Source organism: Halopseudomonas formosensis (genome assembly GCF_900115905.1).
GTDB lineage: Bacteria > Pseudomonadota > Gammaproteobacteria > Pseudomonadales > Pseudomonadaceae > Halopseudomonas > Halopseudomonas formosensis.
Genome location: NZ_FOYD01000007.1, coordinates 66,433 through 85,675 on the forward strand (window position 1 = coordinate 66,433; position 19,243 = coordinate 85,675).

20 protein-coding genes are annotated in these 19,243 nt (G+C 64.2%); 11 read left to right on the plus strand and 9 right to left on the minus strand.

Annotated features, from left to right (window positions below):
* Nucleotides 1-145: 145 nt before the first annotated feature.
* The gene (locus tag BM046_RS10895) at nt 146-1,735 is read left to right on the plus strand and encodes an ABC-F family ATPase (protein ID WP_090539400.1); all 1,590 of its coding nucleotides are present in this window, start codon (nt 146-148) and stop codon (nt 1,733-1,735) included.
* On the opposite strand, the gene BM046_RS10900 is transcribed toward BM046_RS10895, so the two are convergent.
* The 5 genes from BM046_RS10900 to BM046_RS10920 form a co-directional block, all read right to left on the minus strand.
* Nucleotides 1,736-2,437, minus strand: coding sequence for a DUF1294 domain-containing protein (locus tag BM046_RS10900; RefSeq protein ID WP_090539403.1), 702 nt, complete (start codon nt 2,435-2,437; stop codon nt 1,736-1,738).
* A 99-nt stretch (nt 2,438-2,536) separates the two neighbouring features.
* Nucleotides 2,537-2,914 carry a DUF6746 family protein gene (locus tag BM046_RS10905; protein WP_143084181.1) on the minus strand — a complete coding sequence of 126 codons (378 nt, stop codon included), beginning with the start codon at nt 2,912-2,914 and terminating at the stop codon, nt 2,537-2,539.
* 120 nt (nt 2,915-3,034) lie between these two features.
* The gene (locus BM046_RS10910) at nt 3,035-4,168 is read right to left on the minus strand and encodes a glycerate kinase (protein ID WP_090539407.1); all 1,134 of its coding nucleotides are present in this window, start codon (nt 4,166-4,168) and stop codon (nt 3,035-3,037) included.
* Entirely contained in the window at nt 4,168-5,526 is a 1,359-nt protein-coding gene (locus BM046_RS10915) for a GntP family permease (protein ID WP_090539409.1), read from the minus strand. The genes BM046_RS10910 and BM046_RS10915 overlap by 1 nt, the downstream gene beginning before the upstream one ends.
* A 92-nt stretch (nt 5,527-5,618) precedes the next feature.
* A complete protein-coding gene (locus tag BM046_RS10920) occupies nt 5,619-6,551 on the minus strand; it encodes a LysR family transcriptional regulator (RefSeq protein ID WP_090539412.1) in 933 nt (310 codons plus the stop codon).
* 143 nt (nt 6,552-6,694) lie between these two features.
* On the opposite strand from BM046_RS10920, the gene BM046_RS10925 reads away from it, so the two are divergent.
* The 10 genes from BM046_RS10925 to BM046_RS10970 all read left to right on the plus strand — a co-directional run bounded on the left by BM046_RS10925 (nt 6,695) and on the right by BM046_RS10970 (nt 15,494).
* Nucleotides 6,695-8,110, plus strand: a complete 1,416-nt coding sequence (locus BM046_RS10925; RefSeq protein WP_090539414.1) for an acetyl-CoA carboxylase biotin carboxylase subunit — start codon at nt 6,695-6,697, stop codon at nt 8,108-8,110.
* A 45-nt stretch (nt 8,111-8,155) separates the two neighbouring features.
* Entirely contained in the window at nt 8,156-9,964 is a 1,809-nt protein-coding gene (oadA, locus tag BM046_RS10930) for a sodium-extruding oxaloacetate decarboxylase subunit alpha (RefSeq protein WP_090539417.1), read from the plus strand.
* Between the two features lie 52 nt (nt 9,965-10,016).
* Nucleotides 10,017-10,703, plus strand: coding sequence for a carbonic anhydrase (locus BM046_RS10935; RefSeq protein WP_090539419.1), 687 nt, complete (start codon nt 10,017-10,019; stop codon nt 10,701-10,703).
* Between the two features lie 135 nt (nt 10,704-10,838).
* Nucleotides 10,839-11,330: a 5-(carboxyamino)imidazole ribonucleotide mutase gene (purE, locus tag BM046_RS10940; RefSeq protein WP_090539421.1), complete on the plus strand. Its 492-nt coding sequence runs from the start codon at nt 10,839-10,841 to the stop codon at nt 11,328-11,330.
* Between the two features lie 10 nt (nt 11,331-11,340).
* Nucleotides 11,341-12,420, plus strand: coding sequence for a 5-(carboxyamino)imidazole ribonucleotide synthase (locus BM046_RS10945; protein WP_090539424.1), 1,080 nt, complete (start codon nt 11,341-11,343; stop codon nt 12,418-12,420).
* A gap of 27 nt (nt 12,421-12,447) precedes the next feature.
* Entirely contained in the window at nt 12,448-12,978 is a 531-nt protein-coding gene (locus BM046_RS10950) for a DUF3299 domain-containing protein (RefSeq protein ID WP_090539426.1), read from the plus strand.
* Nucleotides 12,979-13,068: 90 nt separating this feature from the next.
* Nucleotides 13,069-13,998: an alpha/beta hydrolase gene (locus BM046_RS10955; RefSeq protein ID WP_177197845.1), complete on the plus strand. Its 930-nt coding sequence runs from the start codon at nt 13,069-13,071 to the stop codon at nt 13,996-13,998.
* The gene (gene tsaA, locus BM046_RS10960; RefSeq protein ID WP_090539431.1) at nt 13,998-14,696 is read left to right on the plus strand and encodes a tRNA (N6-threonylcarbamoyladenosine(37)-N6)-methyltransferase TrmO; all 699 of its coding nucleotides are present in this window, start codon (nt 13,998-14,000) and stop codon (nt 14,694-14,696) included. Before BM046_RS10955 ends, tsaA begins: the two co-directional genes overlap by 1 nt.
* Entirely contained in the window at nt 14,686-15,048 is a 363-nt protein-coding gene (locus BM046_RS10965) for a DUF3301 domain-containing protein (protein WP_090539594.1), read from the plus strand. The genes tsaA and BM046_RS10965 overlap by 11 nt, the downstream gene beginning before the upstream one ends.
* 83 nt (nt 15,049-15,131) lie before the next feature.
* Complete coding sequence (locus tag BM046_RS10970) at nt 15,132-15,494, plus strand: NADH:ubiquinone oxidoreductase (protein ID WP_090539432.1); 363 nt, start codon at nt 15,132-15,134, stop codon at nt 15,492-15,494.
* Here BM046_RS10970 and BM046_RS10975 read toward each other — a convergent pair.
* From BM046_RS10975 to BM046_RS10990, 4 genes are all read right to left on the minus strand, one after another.
* A complete protein-coding gene (locus BM046_RS10975; RefSeq protein WP_090539434.1) occupies nt 15,486-15,947 on the minus strand; it encodes a DUF192 domain-containing protein in 462 nt (153 codons plus the stop codon). The two genes, BM046_RS10970 and BM046_RS10975, sit on opposite strands and share 9 nt — an antisense overlap.
* A 64-nt stretch (nt 15,948-16,011) precedes the next feature.
* Nucleotides 16,012-17,196, minus strand: coding sequence for a C17 cyclopropane fatty acid synthase CfaB (gene cfaB, locus BM046_RS10980; RefSeq protein WP_090539436.1), 1,185 nt, complete (start codon nt 17,194-17,196; stop codon nt 16,012-16,014).
* Nucleotides 17,197-17,275: 79 nt separating this feature from the next.
* Entirely contained in the window at nt 17,276-18,646 is a 1,371-nt protein-coding gene (gene glmU / locus BM046_RS10985) for a bifunctional UDP-N-acetylglucosamine diphosphorylase/glucosamine-1-phosphate N-acetyltransferase GlmU (RefSeq protein ID WP_090539438.1), read from the minus strand.
* A gap of 126 nt (nt 18,647-18,772) precedes the next feature.
* On the minus strand, nt 18,773-19,216 hold the full coding sequence (locus tag BM046_RS10990; RefSeq protein ID WP_090539440.1) for a F0F1 ATP synthase subunit epsilon: 444 nt from the start codon (nt 19,214-19,216) through the stop codon (nt 18,773-18,775).
* Nucleotides 19,217-19,243 lie beyond the last annotated feature (27 nt).

Genomic DNA, 19,243 nt, shown 5'->3' on the forward strand with positions numbered 1-19,243 from the left:
GATGCCGTAGCGCAGGGGCGCCATAGGTATAACCCCCATTGATCAAAATACAAGCAGCTCCGGCTATTCCTGTGAGGCCGCAGCCTTTACAATGCGCCGCCGTCCTTCCAGGCGGTTCACTCCATTTCTACCTCAGGTACCTGTCTTGATCTCCACCGCCAACATCACCATGCAGTTCGGCGCACGCCCGCTGTTCGAGAACGTCTCCGTCAAATTCGGTAACGGCAACCGTTACGGCCTGATCGGCGCCAACGGCTGCGGCAAGTCGACCTTCATGAAGATCCTCGGTGGCGAGCTGGAACCCTCCGCCGGTCAGGTGATGCTCGAGCCCAACACCCGGCTGGGCAAGCTGCGTCAGGATCAGTTCGCCTATGAAGACTTCAGTGTGATCGATACCGTGATCATGGGCCATGCCGAGCTGTGGCAGGTCAAGGCCGAGCGCGACCGCATCTACTCGCTGGCGCAGATGAGCGAGGAAGACGGCATGGCGGTGGCCGAGCTGGAGGTGCAATTTGCCGAGATGGACGGCTATACCGCGGAATCCCGCGCCGGTGAGCTGCTGCTCGGGCTGGGGATCCCGCTGGAGCAGCACTTCGGACCGATGAGCGAGGTGGCACCGGGCTGGAAACTGCGGGTGCTGCTGGCCCAGGCGCTGTTTTCCGATCCGGATGTACTGCTGCTCGACGAGCCCACCAACCACCTGGACATCCACACCATCCGCTGGCTGGAAGGGGTGCTACGCGAGCGCAGCAGCACCATGATCATCATTTCCCACGACCGCCATTTCCTCAACAGCGTCTGCACCCATATGGCGGATCTGGATTACGGCGAGCTGCGTCTGTTCCCCGGCAACTACGACGAGTACATGACCGCCGCCACCCAGGCCCGGGAACGTCTGCTGTCGGACAACGCCAAGAAGAAGGCGCAGATCGCCGAGCTGCAGCAGTTCGTCAGCCGCTTCTCGGCCAATGCCTCCAAGGCCAAGCAGGCCACCAGCCGGGCGCGGCAGATCGACAAGATCCAGCTCGAGGAGGTCAAGCCCTCCAGCCGGGTCAGCCCCTTCATCCGCTTCGAGCAGCACAAGAAGCTGCATCGCCAGGCGGTGACCCTGGAGCAGGTCAGTCAGGGTTATGACGGCCAGGTGCTGTTCAGGAATCTCAGCCTGCAGATCGAGGCCGGCGAGCGCGTGGCCATCATCGGCCCCAACGGGCTCGGCAAGACCACCCTGCTGCGCACCCTGGTCGGCGAAATGGCGCCCATGGCCGGCGAGGTCAAGTGGGCGGAAAGCGCCGATATCGGCTATTTCGCCCAGGACCATGCCGACGACTTCCGGGACGACTGCAGCCTGTTCGACTGGATGGCCCAGTGGACCCAGGGCGGGGAACAGCTGGTGCGCGGCACCCTCGGCCGCATGCTGTTCTCCAACGACGAGATCCAGAAGTCGGTGAAGGTGATTTCCGGGGGTGAGCAGGGGCGGATGCTGTTCGGCAAGCTGATCCTGCGCCGCGCCAACGTGATGGTCATGGACGAGCCGACCAACCACCTGGACATGGAGTCCATCGAGGCTCTGAACCTGGCGCTGGAGAACTATCCCGGCACCCTGATCTTCGTCAGCCATGACCGGGAGTTTGTCAGTTCCCTGGCCACCCGCATCATCGAACTGTCGGCCGACGGGGTGACCGATTTCAGCGGCAGTTACGACGACTACCTGCGCAGCCTGGGCGTACCGGCCTGATCAGCCGAGCACGGGCGTCAGCCAGTGCCAGAGAAAGCGCCCGTCCAGCACCAGTCGGTCCAGCCAGATCAGCTGGTGCAGGCCGATGATGGCCCACAGGGTCACCAGGTAGCTGGTCTTGCGGGTCTTGTGCCGGAACAGCTGCTGGGCGATCAGGGTACCCGGCCAGCCGCCCAGCAGTTCCACGCCATGCAGGGTCTTCTCCGGCGTACGCCAGCGACCCTTCTGCGCGCTGTGCTTGTCCGACCAGAACAGCAGCAGGCTGGTGACGCTGGCCAGCAGATAGGCGGCCAGTACCCAGACCACCCCTTCCCTGAGCAAACTCCAGCTGCCCACCAGGGGCAGGGTCAGCAATACCGCCAGTACCGATAACTTGAAACGCACGGCAAGAATGGCCGGCGGCCGCCGGGACTGGCGTTGACCACGCACAGCGGCCGCCGGCTCCTGCCGCCGTTGCTCACGGGGTTTTCGCCGTATCGCCGGCCGATCCACCGCCAGCCCCACAGCGCGCATATGCTCGGCGCGGGGACGGCCATCGGCATCCCGCCCGGCAACAAAGAGGACACGCTCGCCCTGCGCCGGGCGCTGCGCACCCCGGACCGCGGAGATATGCACGAACACGCGGCTGCCGCCATCATCGGGCTGGATGAAGCCAAAGCCCCTGTCATCGTTCCAGCTCTGCAGCACACCGGGCTGTTCCATCAGACCTCTCCGGGATCAGTAGAAAGATCCCGGTATTGTGCGGCAATCGACGATCGGGAGATAGTCGCAGCGCCTGCTGAATGCCAGCAAGGCTGCCTGTCAGTTGAGCAGGGTGCTGGTCGTCTCGACGAACACCTGGCCCTTCTCCCTGACCACCTCGGGCTTGTTGGTTTCCGAGGCGATATGGACCTCTTCCAGCACCTCGGCGGTCTGCTCGAGATCAGCCTGGATCTTGTGCAGGGCGTTTTCCAGCGTGTAGGTCAGCATGTGAACTTCATGCAGTTCCATCGCACCCAGCTCCTCCTTGTCCAGCAGAGCCTGGAGCTTCTCGCTGTATTCACCCAGATTGGTAACGGCCTGCTGCAGGGTCTCGGCCGGCTCACCCTTGGCGTGGGCGGGGCGATCACTGTCTGCCCAGCTGGCCGCGCTCAGACCTATCGCGATGATTCCGACAAACAGACGCATTCTTTGCTGCATGGGGATTCTCCCTGGTAGTGCCCGACATGGGCGAGGTACAGAAAATACTACCATTGATAATCATTCGCAATTGTTAATACATCTGAATGCGGCTTTTACACCGCTAGGGTGCGTGAAGGTTCAGCGGGAGGCCAACCGCCACAGACGGGCAATGTCCTCGGATCGGGCACTGAGCAGCTGCTCCGCATTGCTCATTGCCTGCTGCAGACTGAGGGGGCCGGGTGCCAGACTGAAGGCCGCCTGGATACCAGCGTCATACAGCTGCTGATAGCCCTCGCCCAGGCTGCCCGCCAGGGCAATGACCGGGACGCCGGCGGCGGCGGCGATTCGCGCGACGCCCACCGGGGTCTTGCCATGCAGGCTCTGGCCGTCCAGCCGGCCCTCCCCGGTAATCACCAGATCAGCACCACGCACCGCCTGCTCCAGCCCGGACAGCTCGGCTACCATTTCGATACCGGGGCGGAAGGCCGCGCCGAGGACGGCACGCAGGGCAAAGCCCAGACCGCCGGCGGCGCCCACGCCGGGCACATCGCGCTCGTCGCGCCCCAGCGTCTGCGCCATGATATCGGCGTAATGCGCCAGCGACCGGTCCAGCTCGGCGACCTGCTCCGGGGTTGCGCCCTTCTGCGGGCCGAATACATGGGAGGCGCCGCGGGGACCGCACAGGGGATTGTCCACGTCCGCGGCGACCAGAATCTCGACCCCGGCCAGTCGGGGATCCAGCCCCTGGAGATCGATCCGGGTCAGCTGCTGCAGGGCAGCGCCGCCGCGTTCCAGGGGACGCCCCCGGGCGTCCAGCAGCCGTGCCCCCAGCGCCTCCAGCAGCCCCGCACCGCCGTCGTTGGTGGCACTGCCGCCGATCCCCAGAATGATCCGCCGGGCACCGGCATCCAGCGCCGCCAGTACCAGCTCGCCGGTGCCGAAGGTGGTGGTCATCAGGGGATTGCGCTGCGGCGGGGCGACCCAGTGCAGGCCGCTGGCTGCGGCCATCTCGATCACTGCCTGGCCGTTGCCCAGCCAGCCCCAGTGCGCCAGTACCGGCTCACCCAGGGGACCGCATACCGGTTGTTCCCGGCGCTCGCCCCCGGTAGCGGCAAGCAGGGCATCGACCGTCCCCTCACCCCCATCGGCCATGGGACACAGATGCAGCAGGGCATCGGGGAAGACCCGCCGCCAGCCCGTGGCTATGGCCGCCGCCACCGCTTCGGCGGGCAGACTTTCCTTGAACGAATCCGGGGCAATGACCAGTTTCATCACAGCAGCACCAGACTGAGCAGCCACACGGTAATGATACCCACCACACCCTGGATCAGGGTCGCCATGGTCTGCGCCTGATAGGCGGTAGCCACCTTCATCCGACTGAACTGGGTGACCACCCAGAAGAAACTGTCATTGGCATGGGATACCGTCATGCCACCGGCACCGATGGCCATGACGGTGAGTACCCGGCCCATCTCGCTGTCCAGACCGAGCTGGCCGAGCATGGGCGCCACCAGCGCCGAGGTGGTCACCAGAGCGACGGTAGTGGACCCCTGGGCGGTCTTCAGCGCGGCGGCAACGACAAAGGGCATGAACAGACCTATGCCCAGCGCGGACAGGGTCTGGCCAAGATAATCGCCCAGCGGGGTGGCGGTCAGCACGGCGCCGAAAGCGCCGCCGGCACCGGTGATCAGCAGGATGGGCGCCGAGGCGACGATGCCCTCGGCTACCCGGTCATGGAACTCCTGACGCTTGTCATCGGACTTGAGCAGAGTGCAGGCCAGCGCCAGACCGACTGCCAGGGCGAAGATCGGCTGGCCGAGGAAAGCGATGACCGAATACAGGGCCCCCTCGCCCAGCGGCCGACCCGGAAGGGCGGCGATGGTACCCAGGCAGATCAGCAGGATGGGCACGAAGATGGGGGCGAAGGCGCGCAACGGGCTGGGCAGCTCCCCATAGCTGTCGCGCATGGCCTGATAGCTGTCGCTGTCCATGATCGGCGCACCGTCATCCTCCAGCTCGATATCCTTGCCGATGAAACGGTTGGCCCAGAGCATGCCGGCCATGGCGGTGATGAAGGCCACGACCAGGCCGACGAGTATGACCAGGCCCAGACTGGACTCCAGCCCGAGGTTGCCGGCGGCGGCGATGGGCCCCGGAGTCGGCGGCACAAAGGTATGGGTGGCATACAGCCCCGTCGCCAGGGCCACGCTCATGGCTACCACCGAGACCTTCATGCGGGCCGCCAGGGCGTTCTTCAGCGAGTTGAGAATGACATAACCGGAGTCGCAGAACACCGGAATGGAAACCAGATAGCCGATGATGGAAATGGTCAGCGTGGGAAAGCGCTCACCGAGCAGGCGGATGACGCTCTCGGCCATGGTGATGGCCGCGCCGCTGCGCTCGAGTATCACCCCGATGATGGTACCCAGGGCGATGACAATTCCGATGCCGCCGAGGATGCCGCCAAATCCGCGGGTGATGTGTCCGCCGATTTCCAGCAGCGGCAGCTGATAGGCGAGTCCGGCCAGCAGGGCGGCGCCGAGCAGGGCCAGGAACGGATGCAGTTTGAGCTTCGTCGTTACCAGCACGATGAAGACGATCAGGGCGGCCAGAATCAGAACCAGAGCCATTATGGTGTTTCCTGTATGAATGGTTGCAGGACCCAGCGGTGCTGGAAGTCTGCCTTTATTCAAGCACAGCTGCGGCTATCGCGGAAAACTCCCTAACCGAAGGGCGCTGCCAGTTGCTTGATCAGCGCCCGCTCCTCGCGCAGGAAGGCAAGGAAGGCCTCTGCCACCGGACTCAGGCGCTTGCCCCGGGCATGTACCGCGCACCAGCTGCGGAACAGCGGCAGGTCGCTGAAATCCAGCTGCACCAGCTGACCGGAACGCAGCCAGGCCGAGGCGCTGTGCGCAGCCACCAGCCCGATGCCCAGCCCGGCAATGGCCGCCTGTACCACCGTCTCGCCGGAACCCATCTCCATGACCTGCTGCAGATGCACGCGCTTCTGCTGGAAGAACTCGTCACAGGCCTTGCGCACCCCCGAGCCCGCTTCGCGCAGCAGTACCGTCTGGGACTCCAGTTCGGCGAGTTTCAGTTGCCGGCGCCCGACCAGCGGATGATCCGGTGCGGCCACGGCGATCACGGGATTGTTGAGAAAGGGAAAGAAGTCCAGGGCCCGGTCCGCCGGCACCATCTCCATCAGCACCAGGTCGTCCAGGTTGTCGCGCAGCCGGCGTATCACCTCGGCGCGGGTACTGACCTCCAGCCGGAAGCTCACCTGGGGATGGCGCTGGCGAAAGGCCGCGAGCAGGTGCGGGGTCAGATACTGGATGCTGCTGGCTACCGCCAGGCGCAGCTCACCATGCAAGGTGCCCTGCAGGGCCTCGAGCTGCATATCGAGGATATCCAGCCGGTTGAACATATCCGTGCTGGCCGCCAGCAGCAGATTCGCCGCCTCGGTCAGGTACAGCTTGCGGCCGACATACTCGAACAGCGGCTGGCCCACCAGCTCTTCCAGCTGGCGCATCTGCAGACTGACCGCCGGCTGGGTCAGCGCCATTGTCTCTGCCGTCCGGCTGTACGACAGGTTACCGCACAGAGTACGGAAAACCTGCAGCTGGCGCAGGGTAATTCGCTGCAGTTCCTTGCGCATGCAGGTCAGTTGCCCTCACATTGATGAAAGATGCTTTTAGTATTAGTTAATACTTATGCCAAATCCAATAATTATTCATTTTTCAGTCTTGCGGTTCCGGCCTACTGTTGAATCACCCCCGATCACCAACAGAGGAAAGGGACGTGATCAAGAAAATCCTGATTGCCAACCGTGGCGAGATTGCCGTACGCATTGTCCGCGCCTGCGCGGAAATGGGCATTCGCTCGGTGGCCATCTATTCGGACGCCGACCGCTACGCCCTGCACGTCAAAAGGGCAGACGAATCCTATAACGTCGGCAGCGACCCGCTGGCGGGCTATCTGAACGCTCGCCAACTGGTGAACCTGGCAGTGGAGACCGGCTGCGATGCCCTGCACCCGGGCTATGGCTTCCTGTCGGAGAACCCCGAACTGGCACGCATCTGTGCCGAGCGCGGTATCCGCTTCATCGGCCCTTCGGCGGATGTGATCGCACGCATGGGCGACAAGACCGAAGCCCGCCGGGCGATGATCGCAGCGGGGGTACCGGTGACCCCCGGTTCCGCGGGCAATCTGGACAGTCTGGAAGCTGCCCTGGAGGAAGCCGATCGGGTCGGCTATCCGGTGATGCTCAAGGCCACCTCCGGTGGTGGCGGTCGCGGTATCCGCCGCTGCAACAACTCGGAAGAGCTGCAACAGGCCTGGCCCCGGGTGATTTCCGAGGCAACCAAGGCCTTCGGCAGCGCCGATGTGTTCCTCGAGAAATGCATCGTCAATCCCAAGCACATCGAGGCCCAGGTGCTGGCTGACAGCTTCGGCAACACCGTGCACCTGTTCGAGCGCGATTGCTCGATCCAGCGCCGCAACCAGAAGCTCATCGAGATCGCCCCCAGCCCGCAGCTGACGCCGGAACAGCGCGCCTACATCGGCGATCTGGCGGTGCGCGCGGCCCAGGCAGTGGGTTACGAGAATGCCGGTACCGTGGAGTTTCTGCTGGCGGACAACGAAGTCTACTTCATGGAGATGAATACCCGGGTCCAGGTAGAGCACACCATTACCGAGCAGATCACCGGTATCGACATCGTCCGCGAACAGATCCGTATCGCCTCGGGCCTGCCGTTGTCCATGAAACAGGAAGACATCGAGCACCGCGGCTTCGCCATCCAGTTCCGGATCAACGCCGAGGATCCGAAGAACGGCTTCCTGCCGTCCTTCGGCAAGATCACCCGGTATTACGCTCCCGGCGGCCCCGGTGTGCGGGTGGATACGGCGATCTATACCGGCTACACCATTCCGCCCTACTACGACTCCATGTGCCTGAAGCTGATCGTCTGGGCGAGCAACTGGGAAGACGCACTGGATCGCGGGTACCGCGCGCTGGACGACATGCATCTGCACGGGGTCAAGACTACCGAGCTGTATTACCAGGAAATCCTCAGGAACCCGGATTTCCGCAGTGGCGTGTTCGACACCAGCTTTGTCGATACCCACCCCGAGCTGATCGACTACTCGGTCAAGAACAAGCCCGAAGCGCTGGCCCTGGCCATTGCCGGCGCCATTGCCGCCTACGCCGGTCTTTGATTTCGAGCCGCGAGCCCTACGCTTGCCGCTGATGAGGAATGCACCATGAGCAAGAAACGCATCAACGTAACCGACACCATCCTGCGCGACGCCCACCAGTCCCTGCTGGCGACCCGCATGCGCACCGAAGACATGCTACCGATCTGCCCCAAGCTGGACCAGGTCGGCTACTGGTCACTGGAAGTCTGGGGTGGCGCCACCTTTGACGCCTGCGTGCGCTTCCTCAAGGAAGATCCCTGGGAGCGTCTGCGCCAGCTGCGCGCCGCGCTGCCCAATACCCGCCTGCAGATGCTGCTGCGCGGCCAGAACCTGCTCGGCTACCGCCATTACAGTGATGACGTGGTGCGCGCCTTCGTCGCCAAGGCGGCGGTCAACGGCATCGACGTGTTCCGCATCTTCGACGCGATGAACGACGTACGCAACCTGCGCACCGCCATCGCGGCGGTCAAGGCGGCCGGCAAGCATGCCCAGGGCACCATCTGCTACACCACCAGCCCGGTGCACACCGTGGAGCTGTTCGTCGAGCAGGCCAAGGCCCTGGAAGCCATGGGCGTCGATTCGCTGGCCATCAAGGACATGGCCGGCCTGCTCACCCCCTTCGCCACCGGCGAACTGGTCGCCGCGCTCAAGGCCGCCACCAGCCTGCCGGTATTCATTCACTCCCATGACACCGCCGGTCTGGCCGCCATGTGCCAGCTCAAGGCCATCGAATGCGGCGCCGACAACATCGACACCGCCATCGGTTCCATGGCCTGGGGTACCAGTCACCCCGGTACCGAATCCATGGTCGCCGCGCTCAAGGGCACGCCCTACGACACGGGTCTGGACCTGGAGCTGATTCAGGAAATCAGCATGTACTTCATGGAAGTGCGCAAGAAATACCACCAGTTCGAGAGCCCCTTCACCGGCGTGGATACCCGGGTGCAGATCAACCAGGTACCGGGCGGGATGATGTCCAACCTGGCCAACCAGTTGAAGGAACAGGGTGCGCTGAACCGCATCAACGAGGTGTTCGACGAGATCCCGCGGGTACGCGCCGACCTCGGCTACCCGCCGCTGGTCACTCCGACGTCACAGATCGTCGGCACCCAGGCCGTATTCAATGTGCTGGCCGGCGAGCGTTACAAGACCATTACCAACGAGGTGAAGCTGTATCTGCAGGGGCGCTACGGCCAGGCGCCGGGCACCATCAACCCCGAAGTACAGGTCCGCGCCATCGGTGATGAGGAAGTGATCGACGTGCGCCCGGCGGACCTGCTCAAGCCGGAGATGGATCGCCTGCGCGGTGAGATCGGCAATCTGGCCAAGAGCGAGGAAGATGTACTGACCTACGCCATGTTCCCGGATATCGGCCGCAAGTTCCTCGAGGAGCGTGCCGCCGGCACCCTGCAACCGGAGGTGCTGCTGCCGATCCCCACCGGCGACGAGCGCCCGGCCAAGGCGGAGGGCGTGGCCACCGAGTTCATGATCGATGTGCATGGCGAGAGCTACCGCATCGACATCACCGGGGTCGGCGTCAAGGGCGATGGCACCCGGCATTTCTACCTGAGCATCGATGGCATGCCGGAAGAAGTGGCCCTGACCGAGCTCAACCAGTTCGTCGGCGGTGCCGGCAAGGCGCGCGAGCGCGCCAGCAAGCCCGGACATGTGACTACCAGCATGCCCGGGAACATCGTAGATGTGCTGGTCGCCGAGGGCGACAAGGTCAAGGCCGGTCAGGCCGTGCTGGTAAGTGAGGCGATGAAGATGGAAAGCGAGATCCAGGCTGCCATCGATGGTACCGTCAAGGCCGTGCATGTGGCCAAGGGCGATCGCGTCAACCCGGGCGAAATCCTGATCGAGATCGAGGGCTGAGCCTATTGCGGGGAGCCCGGCTCCCCGCCAACCGCAGACAGAGAGCGAGCATATGCCATACAGAAAACTGAAGGGCGCCGACGACGCCATCTCCCAGATCGTTGATGGCTACATGCATTTCCATGAGGTGGTCTATCCCGACCAGCAGGAGCTGTTCCACAAGCTGGCCTTCGAGCAGACCCCAAAAGCGATGTTCATCACCTGTGCCGATTCCCGCGTGGTACCGGAACTCATCACCCAGAGCTCGCCGGGTGATCTGTTCGTTACCCGCAACGTGGGTAACGTGGTACCGCCCTATGGCCAGATGCTCGGTGGTGTCTCCACCGCCATCGAATATGCGGTGGTGGCGCTGGGGGTCAAGCACATCATCATCTGCGGGCACTCCGACTGCGGCGCGATGAAGGCGGTACTCAACCCCGAGCAGCTGCGCAACATGCCGACGGTACGGGCCTGGCTGCAGCACTCGGAGGTGGCCAAGATAGTGGTGCAGGAGAACTGCTGCGACAAGCATGGCGACACCCTAGGCGTGCTGACCGAGGAGAACGTCGTCGCCCAGCTCGGTCACCTGGCCACCCACCCGTCGGTAGCATCACGCCTGGCCCGGGGCGAGCTGTTCATCCACGGCTGGGTCTACGACATCGAGACCAGCCAGATCCGCGCCTACGACATGGAAACCGGGGAGTTCCGCCGCATCGGAGACGGCCCCCTGCCGATGGCCAGCCCGAAGCCCCGTTATTGACAGTCCATCGGCTGCAGGCTGGTTCAGCCGGCGGTTTGCGTTATAATCGCCGGTTTCCGGCCATTGGCCTGCATTTCACTTCGAGCCACGCCCTGCCGCGTGGCTCTTTATTTTCAGTCATCAAGAGGCACGAAAATGACCGCACTGGTTGGCGTGATCATGGGCTCGAAGTCCGATTGGTCCACCATGAGCCATACGGCTGACATGCTGGAACAGCTGGGCATTCCCCATGAGGTGAAGGTAGTCTCCGCCCACCGCACCCCCGATCTGCTGTTCGACTATGCCGCCTCGGCAGCCGACCGTGGTATCGAGGTGATCATTGCCGGCGCCGGTGGTGCTGCGCACCTGCCGGGCATGTGCGCGGCCAAGACTCACCTGCCGGTGCTCGGCGTGCCGGTGCAGTCCTCGATGCTCTCCGGCGTCGACTCGCTGCTGTCGATAGTGCAGATGCCCGCCGGGGTTCCGGTCGCTACCCTGGCCATCGGCAAGGCCGGTGCGGTGAATGCCGCGCTGCTGGCCGCCAGCATCCTCGGCGCCCGCCATCCGCAGTTCCATCAGGCGCTGAAGGAGTTCCGCGCCACCCAGACCGATACCGTGCTGGATAACCCGGACCCCCGTCAGGCTTGAGGAGATCACCATGAAGATCGGCATCATAGGCGCAGGCCAACTCGGACGCATGCTGGCTCTGGCCGGCACCCCGCTGGGCCAGGATTTCGTCTTTCTGGATCCGGCGACTGACGCCTGCGCCGCCGCTCTGGGCGAGCATCTGTGCGCCGGTTATGACGACCGCGAACAGCTCCGGCGCCTGGCCGAGGATGTCGATGTGGTGACCTTCGAGTTCGAGAACGTGCCCGCCGAGACCGTGGATTTTCTCGCCCAGTACGTTCCCGTCTATCCCAACGCCGAGTCCCTGCGCATCGCCCGGGATCGCTGGTTCGAGAAATCCATGTTCCAGGAGCTGGATATCCCCACCCCGGCCTTCGCCGATGTGCTGTCCCAGGCCGAGCTGGAGTCCGCGGTGCAGCTGATCGGCCTGCCGGCTGTGCTCAAGACCCGCACCATGGGTTATGACGGCAAGGGGCAGAAGGTGCTGCGCCAGCCCCAGGATGTGGCCGACGCCTTTGCCGAACTGGGTTGCGTACCCTGCATTCTCGAAGGCTTCGTCCCCTTCACCGGGGAAGTCTCGCTGATCGCGGTACGCGGTCGCGACGGCGATACCCGTTTCTATCCGCTGGTGCACAACACCCACAAGGACGGCATCCTGCGCCTGTCGGTGGCCAGCAACGCGCATCCGCTGCAGGCCCAGGCCGAGAACTACGCCCTGCGGGTGCTGGACAAGCTCAACTACGTTGGCGTGCTGGCCTTCGAGTTCTTCGAGATCGATGGCGGCCTGAAGGCCAACGAGATAGCGCCGCGGGTGCACAACTCCGGTCACTGGACCATCGAAGGGGCCGAGTGCAGCCAGTTCGAGAACCACCTGCGCGCCATTGCCGGGCTGCCGCTGGGCTCCACCGCCAAGGTCGGCCAGAGCGCCATGATCAACTTCATCGGCGAGGTGCCGGCCATCAGCAAGCTGGCCGCCATCGCCGACTGCCACCCCCATCACTACGGCAAGGCCTTCAAGCCCGGACGCAAGGTCGGTCACGCCACCGTGCGCTGCGCCGACAGTGCCAGCCTGCAGAGCCGGATCGCTGAAGTTCAGGCACTGACCGACTGAGGCCAGCCGATGACTCGGGAGACGACCATGCTGCGCCTGCTGTCCGTTCTGCTCCTGAGTCTCGGGCTGGCCCTGCCGGCCGTCGCCGCCCAGGTGGTGGACTGGTTGGACCTGCTGCCCGAGGAAGACTACCAGGCCATGCTCGACATGCCCGAGATCGGCCACGACTGGGGCGAGGAGGCACCGGGGGACTTCACCAGCAATCTGCGCAATCAGGACCGGGACCTGCCCGAGGTGATGTACTCCACCCGCGTGGTCGAGGCGATGCACGACCGGGCCATCCAGATCGGCGGTTATCCGGTACCCCTGGATACCGATGCCCGGGGCCGCTATACCAGCTTCTTCCTGGTGCCCTGGCCGGGCGCCTGCATCCATGTTCCGCCACCACCGCCGAACCAGATCATCCTGGTGGATTACCCCGCCGGCTTCGCCATCGAGGACATCTACGAACCGCTCTGGCTGACCGGGCAGTTGAGGGTGGAACAGACCAGCAATGCCCTGGCCGACGCCAGCTACCGCCTGCGTGCCGATGAGGTACGTCCCTACCAGGGCGAGTGATGCCAATAGCGCTCGCCCACACGGGTGAGCGCTGTATTTCGGGGGTTCCGGTAAGCTCGTTGCCATATTCATTCATGCAAGGGAGGCATGATGGCGGGCTATTTCGGATTGGGACTGGTACTCTTGGGCCTGGGTATCGGCCAATACTGGCTGCAGGTACGCCCGGTGCCCTCTCCGCCGCAGATAACCATGGCTGCAGACATCTATCCGGTCGGCGAAGGCTGGATCCTGCATCGCCGGGTTTCCGAGCCGCGGGCAACCGTCGTCGTCATGCACGGCCTGCTGGAAAACCCGCTGTACTTCACCCGCTACTATGAAGATCCCGAGCTGGAACTGATCATGATCGGGGCCACCGGCTATCAGTTGCCCGTGACCTCCGCCGACCGTCCGGAGGCTCCCTGGGATCTCCCGCCCGCCGGTACCCCAGGTACCATCGCCGCCGATGCCCAGCTGCTCAACCTGGCCCTGGAACATCTGCCCGGCACCCGAAACGTCCGGGTCCACGGGCATTCCCGTGGCGGCGCGGTGATCCTCCAGGCCGCCAGTGAACGACCGGATCTCTTCAGTCAGGTGGAGGTCATTCTCGAGGCCCCGGTACTGCCCCAGGGGCAGCCCTATCGGCCATCCTCCGCCATCAGTCGCCTGTTGCTGCCATCCCTGCACCTGCTGTGGCAGCGACGCCCGGACATGCTGCTTGAGCAACCCATCTGGGGGCCGCTGGACGACCCGGACAAGCGCGAATTGATCCGGGCCATGCCGTTCAACCCGCGCAGCAGCGCCCTGCTGCTGACCAATGTCCGGGATCTGCTGGGGTGGATGGACAGCAGCAGTACGGAGATCTACCGTCACGTGCAACGGGGTGCCATACTGGTGCCCGGCCGGGACAGGGTGCTGAACAGCGCCGCGATGCTCGACAGCGCCCATCAGGCCGAGAACCTGCAGATAGTCGAAGTGCCCGAGGGCAGCCATTTCGTTCTGCTGGATAATCCCGAGTCGATACCGCCGTTACGGAACCCTTGATGTCCTACAGCTTCGAACCCATTGGCGTTGTCCGTTCCTGTTTTGCCGAGAAGTTCGCCATTCCCCGCCAGCCCCGGCTGGCGCCGGCCGCCACCGGCGTGCTGGAGCTGTTTCCCCCCTATGACCGCCCGGAGGCCATCGCCGGGCTGGAACAGGTAAGCCATCTCTGGCTGCTGTTCGTGTTCCATGCCGCCGCCAGTGGCCCGGAGCACATCCGGGTGCGGCCACCGCGTCTGGGCGGGAACCAGCGCATCGGCGTCTTTGCCAGCCGCGCCACTCACCGACCCAATCCCCTGGGCCAGTCGGTGGTGCGCCTGGACGGAATAGAAGCCGGACGCCTGCATGTATCGGGTATCGACCTGCTCGACGGCACACCGCTGCTGGATATCAAGCCCTATGTCCCCTATGCAGACAGCGTCTGCGAGGCGACCAACGACCTCGCCCCGGCCCCGCCTGTATTACTGCCGGTCAGCTGGTCCAGCGCGGCCCTGGACCAGGCACGCATGCATGCCGGGCGCCTGCAGCAACCGGTATTGGAGCTGATCGATCAGTGCTTGGCGCAGGACCCCAAACCGGCCTACCAGCAACCGGATGCCAGTCGCGAATATGCCGCCCGGTTCTGGGACATCGACGTGCGCTGGCACTATCCGGAGCCGGACCGCATCCACGTACTGTCGGTGACCCGTCATGGTGATTGATCTGGGACATGTCGCCCTGATGCTGCTGGTCGCGGCCATCGGGGCCTGGATCTGGCGCGGCATGGGGTTGCATGACCAGGCACTGTCGATCGCCCGACGGCACTGCCGGCAGGCCGGCGTGCAGCTGCTGGATGAGAGTGTGGCCCTGACCCGTCTGCGCCCTGCCCGGGGCCGCTGGGGCCGGCCGGGCCTGCGGCGACGCTATGCCTTCGAATTCACCGTCACCGGCGAGCGTCGCTACGCCGGCTTTGTCGAGATGCAGGGTCGGCATCTGTTCCGCGTCGAGCTGGCTCCCCACCCCTTTCCCGGGGGCAAGGATGACGAGACGGCGTTTCCCCCGCGGCTCGGGTGAACACCGCTTCGTTTCACGTGGAACACCTTGCCTCGGCCTCAGGCGGGCATTAAGGTAGGTCAACCCCTGTCGGAACGTGAATCATGCGTCTTGCCTCCCTCCTGCTGCTTGCCTGCCTGAGCATGGACGTGCTCGCCGAAGCCTGCCTGATCGAGTCCAGTGATGACCAGCTGCCGGTACGCATGTGCCAGCAGAACATCAGCATTCCCGCCAATCTGTTCCGTGACAGCTTCTGCCAGCCGCAGATTCCGGACCGCAGCTTCGAGGTAAGTTTCGTCGAGCGCTGCCCCGAGGGCGCCTACGGTATCTGCGACAGTGCCCGCAGCGAGGGCGTGGCCTACCGGCAATCGATCCACTACTACAGCGAGCCGGACGACCGGCCCCTGCTGCAGACCTGGTGCGAGCAGTTCAATGACGGCCAGTGGCGCACGCCCGATTCAGAATGAGGGGGCCGGCGTGCGTTCGCGCCCGCCCAGGTCCAGCACATCCCCCACCTGCAGACCCAGTCGATCCGCTGTCCCGGCGGGCAGTTCGATGACGAAGCGCAGGGGGTGTTGCTCCTGGTAGATCTCGCAAGGCAGCTCCTCGCAGGGGGGCACCGAGTGGAAGATCCGCTGGATGGCGGCCTGCCCGTCGACAAACAGCAGATCCAGGGAGATGCGCATGTTGCGCATCCAGATCGCAGGGGTGGCACCGGAAGGAAAGTCGAACAGCATGCCGCTTCCGGCAGGCAGCGCTTCGCGCTCCATGAGCCCCTGGCGCCGGCTGTCCGGGTCAGCGGCCAGTTCCAGCCGGAACAGCTCGTCCCCGATCCGGGCCTGGATCAGCTCCTGCGCTGCCAGCGGCAGAGCGGTCAGACAGCAGAACAACCCGGGGATGAACCGTCGCAGTAAGGTCACGCCTTCTCCTTGAGCATGTTCCGGTGACGAAGAATATCAGATGGCCTGCATCCGCCAGGGCGGTTCACCGGTAGATGTCATCCCGGGTCCAGGGCACATGGTGGCTGCCATCGGCGTGGGGTTTGACCGCCAGTATCTGGTGAATGTTCATCCAGTTGCGGCGGAACCCGTAGGCGCAGCCGGCCAGATAGATGCGCCAGATCCGCAGTGCCTTGTCCGACACCAGCTCGGCCGCCTCCTCCAGCCGCTGCTCGAGATTGCGGCTCCAGTGCTCCAGGGTCCTGGCATAGTGCAGCCGCAGCCCCTCCACGTCCAGCACCTCCAGTCCCTGCTCGCTCATGCTGGCAATCGCCATGGACAGGTGCGGCAGCTCCCCGTGGGGGAACACGTAGCGCCCGATGAACTTGCCTGCCCCCTGCCCGACCTGGCGTCCGTCCACATGCTTGGCGGTGATGCCATGGTTCATCACCAGTCCGCCGGGTTTGACCTGCTCGTGCAGGATGGCGAAGTAGCGGTCCAGATTGCGGTGGCCGACATGCTCGAACATGCCGACACTGACGATCTTGTCGAAATTCTCGCGGCCCGGCAGATCGCGATAGTCCAGCAGCTCCAGTCGGACCCTGTCCTCCAGCCCGGCCTCGGCCGTGCGTCGATTGGCCAGCTCGAGCTGCGCCTTGCTCAGGGTAATGCCATGGACCTCGACATCATAGAAACGGGCCGCGTGGCGGGCCAGTCCGCCCCAGCCACACCCCACATCCAGCAATCGCTCGCCGGGTTTGAGCCGCAGCTTGCGGCACAGGTGATCGAGTTTCTGGGTCTGGGCGGTGGCCAGACTGTCCTCGGGATTGCGGAAGTAGCCACAGGAATACACCATCTGCGGATCCAGCCACAGGGCGTAGAAGTCGTTGGACAGGTCATAGTGATAGGAAATGGCTTCGGCATCCATCTGCCGATCATGCTCGGTGCGTTCCACCGGCGGACTGGCCAGTTCGCCGAGCAGCCCCTTGCTCAGCCGATCCGCGACCTCGATGACATCCATGATGTCGCCCTGGATATCCATGCGCTGGCTGACGTAGGCGTCGCCCAACTTGTCGAGGGTAGGGGCCTGCATGTCACCGAGCAGGTTCGGATCATTGATGAGCAGGGTAACCCGGGGATCCTCGGTGAGATCGAGAGTCGGTCCCCCCTTCACCACCACCCGCAGAGGCAGCTGCAGTCCAGCCAAGGTTTCGGAAAATTGCGCGAACATCCACCCATCTCCTGTATCCAGTGATGAAAGACTCAGATCACTATAGGACAGATGGGTGGAGTCTGCCGCCGCCGGCGGTTCAGTCCTTAGGCTGCTTGACCGGGCGCTTCCAGCCTTCCACATTGCGCTGACGGGCGCGGCCGACGCCGAGAGTGGCCTCGGGCACATCCTGAGTGATGGTCGAACCGGCGGCGGTGGTTGCCATGCGGCCCACCGAGACGGGTGCCACCAGCGCGGTGTTGGAGCCGATGAAGGCACCGTCACCGATCCGGGTGACGAACTTGTTCACCCCGTCGTAGTTGCAGGTAATGGTGCCGGCACCGATATTGGCGCCCTCACCGACCTCGGCATCGCCGACATAGGACAGGTGATTGATCTTGGAGCCGGCACCGACCACCGTCTTCTTGGTCTCGACGAAGTTGCCGACCTTGGCCTTGCGCTGAAGTACGGTACCGGGGCGCAGCCGCGCGTAGGGCCCGACGTCACAGTTCTCGCCGACCTCGGCGCCCTCCAGGTGACTGAAGGCCTTGATCACGCTGCCGGCCTTGATCACCGAATCGCGGATCACGCAGTGGGCTTCAATGGTGACATCGTCCTCGATCACCACCCGGCCTTCGAGCACCACGTTGACGTCGATGCGGATATCACGGCCTATGCTGACTTCACCGCGTACGTCCAGTCGCGCCGGATCCGCCAGGGAGGCGCCCTGGACCATCAGCCGCTCGGCTTCACGGGCCTGCCAGGCACGCTCGAGCACCGACAGCTGCTGGCGGTTGTTGGCGCCCATGACCTCCAGCTCATCGCTGGCCTGCACCACGCTGACCTCTACCGCCTGGCTGACCGCCAGCTCGACCACATCGGTGAGGTAGTACTCGCTCTGGGCGTTGTTGTTCGACAGCCCGGTCAGCCATGCCTGGATGCGGCTGCCCGGCAGCAGCATGATGCCGGTATTGCCCTCGCGGATCTGCAGCTGTTGCGGACTGGCATCCTTCTGTTCGACGATGGCCTGCACCTGCCCCTCGGCGTTGCGCAGGATGCGCCCGTAGCCGGTGGGATCGCCCAGCAGCACGGTGAGCATGCCGAGGCTGTCCACCGGAGTCTGCTCGATCAACGACTTGAGGGTGTTCACGGTCAGCAGCGGCACATCACCATAGAGCACCAGCACCTGATCGGCGCCATTGATGTGCGGCAGGGCCTGGGCCACCGCATGGCCGGTGCCCAGCTGCTCGCTCTGCAGTACCCAGTTCAGATCCACCGCGTCCAGCGTCTCCCGCACCTTCTCCGCACCATGGCCGATGACCACATGGATGCCCGCCGGAGCCAGCGCCCGCGCACTGTCGATCACATGCTCGAGCATCGGCTTGCCTGCCACCGGGTGCAGTACCTTGGGGAGTGCCGAACGCATGCGGGTGCCCTGACCGGCGGCGAGAATGACAACGTGCAGATTCATGAACGGGATCCTGGAAATTATCGTGGAGGGGGATGATAGAAGTTCACCAGCCGGGGCTGCAAGCCTGGCTTGGGGGAGGGTAGAAGTGCAAACAAAAAAGGCAGCCGGAGCTGCCTTTTCTGCGGTTTACCGGTTGTTGATCGCCGGACCACCGTACTTCTTGCGCAGTTCCTGCACTGTCCGCAGCTGGGCTGCAGCCTCGGCAAGACGAGCGGAGGCGGAACCGTAGTCGAACTCGGAACCCTTCTCGTTGAGGGCCTTTTCCGCGGCCTTCTTCGCTTCTTCTGCAGCTGCTTCGTCGATGTCACCGGCACGGATAGCCGTGTCGGCAAGCACCTTGACCATGCTCGGCTGAACTTCCAGGAAGCCACCGGAGATGTAGAACACCTCTTCGGACTTGTCCTGCTTGATCACCCGAACCGGGCCCGGCTTGAGATCGGTCAGCAGCGGGGTGTGACCGGGCAGGATACCCAGATCACCCATGTTGCCGTGTGCCACGACCATCTCGACCAGGCCGGAAAACAGCTCTTCTTCCGCGCTTACGATATCGCAATGCACTGTCATAGCCATTCAAGTTGCCTCGGTTCTGCGCCCGCT